General features: G+C 44.6%; 1 protein-coding gene and 1 pseudogene. Both read left to right on the top strand.

Features of this window, described 5'->3' with window-relative positions; all coding sequences use genetic code 11:
- On the top strand, positions 1-353 hold a 353-nt coding region (locus CIK04_RS28100), incomplete at its 5' end, for a glycine radical domain-containing protein (protein WP_325205933.1).
- Between the two features lie 261 nt (positions 354-614).
- Positions 615-950: pseudogene (locus CIK04_RS28095) on the top strand (lipid A-modifier LpxR family protein); the annotation flags it as partial.

Below are 950 nucleotides of genomic sequence, written 5' to 3'. Positions count from 1 at the left end.
GTGCTGTAGCGTCACTAACTTCAGTAGGTAAACTGCCATTTGCTCACKCAAAAGACGGTATCTCTTACACCTTCTCTATCGTACCTAACGCACTAGGTAAAGATGAGAACGCTCAACGCGCTAACCTTGCTGGCCTAATGGATGGTTACTTCCATCACGAAGCAGGCATCGAGGGTGGTCAACACCTGAACGTTAACGTTCTAAACCGTGACACTCTGCTTGATGCAGTTAAGCACCCAGAGAAGTACCCTCAGCTAACTATCCGTGTATCTGGATACGCAGTTCGCTTTAACTCTCTAACTGCAGAGCAACAAGCTGACGTTATCGCACGTACTTTCACTGAATCTCTATAATCTAGAGCTCAGTTAGTAAAACCGGCACTCTGTTCGTTCGTTTTATTTTGGGGATGCATAACCTCCTACCTTACTTTCTTCCTCGCTCGCTCACTCCTTCATAGAAAATGATTTTCTTCAGCGAGTCATGGTCAAAACATTATTCCAACTATAATTGACGATATATTTTCGCTCAGAGAGACGCTTTTGCTGTATGATGTCGCCAAAAACACGGATTTAGTATGAAGTTGTCCAAGTCCCTATTTATTGCTGCTCTCACCGATGGCTTTGCTTTCGGTCAAATCAACAACCTCGTTCAGTCTCGATAACGATGGTATTTTTGGCGTAGACCAAGATTACACCAACGGTATTTTCTTTGCTTACGCTTCACCAGCTCTAAGTTCAGAACACCAAATCAATCGTTTAAGCTTGGCGGATAAACAAGGTGGGTCTATTGATAAGTGGGCGTTTTCCATTGGCCACAAAATGTGGACTCCTTCTGATATTTCTCAGACGACCCCCACTCCCAATGATCGTCCTTATGCAGGCTATTTCACGCAGAGCTCAACTACCTTTCTCTCCATCCACAACAAGCCGTGCGTTACAACCTGACGTTAG

It is taken from the genome of Vibrio sp. 03_296 (assembly GCF_002265885.1).
Note: the sequence above shows the minus strand (reverse complement) of the source record. Positions and strands in the feature narration are given on the sequence as shown.